At 39.0% G+C, this 3,036-nt stretch carries 3 protein-coding genes and 1 pseudogene; 3 read left to right on the top strand and 1 reads right to left on the bottom strand.

What is annotated here, in order from left to right; genetic code table 11:
- From ACJHV0_RS05130 to ACJHV0_RS05120, 3 genes and pseudogenes are all read left to right on the top strand, one after another.
- A pseudogene (locus tag ACJHV0_RS05130) lies at positions 1–285 on the top strand (TetR/AcrR family transcriptional regulator); the annotation flags it as partial.
- Between the two features lie 114 nt (positions 286–399).
- Positions 400–1,296 (top strand): homocysteine S-methyltransferase family protein, encoded by an 897-nt coding sequence (locus tag ACJHV0_RS05125; RefSeq protein WP_483133565.1) that lies wholly within the window; start codon positions 400–402, stop codon positions 1,294–1,296.
- Between the two features lie 9 nt (positions 1,297–1,305).
- Complete coding sequence (locus ACJHV0_RS05120; RefSeq protein WP_334236100.1) at positions 1,306–2,718, top strand: basic amino acid/polyamine antiporter; 1,413 nt, start codon at positions 1,306–1,308, stop codon at positions 2,716–2,718.
- Between the two features lie 58 nt (positions 2,719–2,776).
- Here ACJHV0_RS05120 and ACJHV0_RS05115 read toward each other — a convergent pair.
- Positions 2,777–3,036: LysM peptidoglycan-binding domain-containing protein (locus ACJHV0_RS05115; RefSeq protein WP_483133564.1), on the bottom strand; the 260-nt coding region annotated here is incomplete at its 5' end.

Here is a 3,036-nt window from a genome sequence, read left to right as displayed (position 1 = left end):
CCTGTTATTAATACACTTCGCCACACATTACAGACCTTATGGAAAATTGATACCCACCGTATTAGCTTAAAAAGGCAAATTCAAGAAGAAGTAAAAAAGAAATACATTGACGTTATTTCAACACGAAAAAGTCTTAATGATATTGATGCTGAGTTTCAAGGTAAACTCTTTGCAACGCTTTCTATTGCAATGATGGAACACGTTGTAATGTCAGATAATCCGGTCAATCCGATGGTAATACAAACTAATCTCCAAGAAGTGCTTTCTTATTTTAGTTTGGAATAACCATCTGTTTTAAAAAAATCTAATTTATACTATTTAGTTATAAGCACTTATTCAAAAAGCCAGTAAACTACTCCAATTTATTCTATTGTTCTTACCTTTTAATTAGGAAATTGTATGTCAATCACAATATTAGACGGCGGAATGAGCCGTGAATTAATGCGTCGTAACGCTCCTTTCCATCAGCCCGAATGGTCTGCTGCCGCTTTGTATGAAGGTCCACACTTTGTGCAAGCTGTTCACGAAGATTTTATCGCTCACGGAGCAGAAGTTATTACTACCGATAGCTATGCTGTTGTGCCTTTTCATATCGGCGAAAAACGTTTTTCCGCTGATGGCAAAAGTTTGGCTGATTTGGCTGGTCGTCTTGCTAAACAAGCGGTCAAAAATTCCGGAAATTTTGCAACTCAAATTGCCGGTTCGCTTCCACCGATGTTTGGTTCTTACCGAGCGGATCTGATAAAAATGGAACGTTTTGCAGAAATTGCCCAACCCTTAATTGATGGGCTTTCGCCTTATGTAGATATTTGGTTATGCGAAACTCAGAGTGCCATTATTGAACCCATTTCAATCAAAGCACTATTACCAAAAGATAACCGCCCATTATGGGTTTCGTTCACACTCATTGATGATGAACCAACTACAGAGCCGAGATTACGCTCAGGTGAAACGGTAAAACAAGCAGTAGAGGAAATGGTAGCATTAGGTGTGCAAGCCATTTTATTTAACTGTTGCCAACCCGAAGTGATTGGTGAAGCCTTAGCGGTTACACAAAAAATTTTAGCTGAACTCAATGCAACTCATATCCGCACAGGAGCTTATGCTAATGCGTTCGCACCTCAGCCTAAAGATGCAACCGCTAATGACGGCTTAGACGAAGTTCGTAAAGATTTAGATCCGAATGCTTATTTAGCGTGGGCCAAAAAATGGACGGAGCAAGGGGCAACCATTATCGGTGGTTGTTGTGGTATCGGTGTGGAATATATTGAAACACTCGCAAAAAATTTAAAGTAAGGAATAGCAATGTCAAATAAAAAAATCGGATTAATTTCCCTTACTGCACTTGTATTAAGCTCAATGATTGGCTCAGGCATTTTCAGCTTACCGCAAAATATGGCGGAAGTTGCAGGTGCGGAAGCTATTACCATTGGTTGGCTGATTACCGGTGTTGGTATCATCTTTTTGGGTTTATCATTTTTCTTTATTTCCCGTCTTCGCCCTGATTTAGATGGCGGTATTTATACCTATGCACGAGAAGGCTTCGGCGAGTTGATGGGTTTTATGTCCGCTTGGGGTTACTGGTTATGTGCCACTATCGGTATTGTGGGCTATCTTACCGTTGCTTTTGAAGGTTTAGGCGTATTTACCGATAGTGAAAATACGGTGATTTTCGGGCAAGGCAACACCCTTGCTGCATTCATCGGCTCATCAATTATTGTGTGGCTGGTTCACGCTTTAATTGCAGGAGGGATTAAAGAAGCCGCTTTCGTAAACCTCATCGCAACCTTTGTGAAAGTTGCTCCACTTATTCTATTTATCGGGCTAGGCGTTTGGTATTTTGATGTCGATTTATTTAATTCAGATGTGAAAGCAACCGCATTGAATAATAGCGTAAGCGATCAAGTAAAAAGTACGATGCTGATTACCTTATGGGTATTTACCGGGGTGGAAGGAGCTTCTGTACTTTCTGCTCACGCTAAAAAACGTTCTGACGTAGGCTTGGCAACGGTATTAGGAATTTTAATTGCGTTGACACTTTATGTTGCAATTACCATTCTCTCACTCGGTATTCTGCCTCGTGAAACCATTGCCAATATGGCAAATCCATCAATGGGTCCACTACTTGATGCAATGATGGGACCAACAGGCAAAGTAATCATCACCGCCTGTTTGATTGTTTCTGTGCTTGCTTCTTATATTAGCTGGACGATGTATTCTGCTGAAGTGCCTTATCGTGGTTCTAAAAATGGGGCTTTTCCTAAAATTTTAGATAAATTGAATGAAAACGGCACGCCGATTAACTCTCTTTGGTTCACGGGTGTTGTAGTGCAATTCTGCCTTGTGTTGGTTTTTGTATTTGAGCAAAGCTATAACACGCTATTATTGATTTCTACTTCAATGATTTTAATTCCGTATTTCTTAATCGGGGCGTATTTATTCAAATTAGCTATTCAAACCAATGCCGCTTGGTACATTAAACTCACAGGCTTTATGGCATCAATTTATGGCTTATGGATTGTATATGCCGCTGGTTTAGAATATTTACTGCTCTCGGTTGTGCTTTATGTGCCGGGTATTTTGTTGTATCTCTATTCTAACTATAAATTCAACGGTAGATTAACGCTTTCAAACGCAGAAAAGATGATTTTAATTATCTTGCTTGTGATTTTTGGCTACGCAGTGATTGAATTACCAACGCTATTAGCAGAAAGCTAAACGTGAAAAGACCGCTTTTACAAGCGGTCTTTTTTTAAAATTTTTTGCAAACGTTGATTTACTTCACTTTTAACTTTTTCCCCACCGTAATCTGATAATTTTTTAAGTTATTCAGCTCACTAATTTTTTGCGGGGTTGTGCCGTATGCTCTGGCAATGGAGTAAACCGTTTCATCTTGTTGAACAATGTGATAGCCATTATTCGAGGTCTTAATCTCTTTTTGGGAAAAGGATTTTTCTTCCTTATTTTTTGACTCTTTGGCTTTTTCTTGTTCTTGGTTTTTAGATGATTTTTCTTTTACGCTTTCTTTCTTTTTAT

It is taken from the genome of Mannheimia sp. (assembly GCF_056854775.1).
The sequence above is the reverse complement of the archived record's forward strand: the minus strand, read 5'-3'. Positions and strand labels throughout refer to the sequence as shown.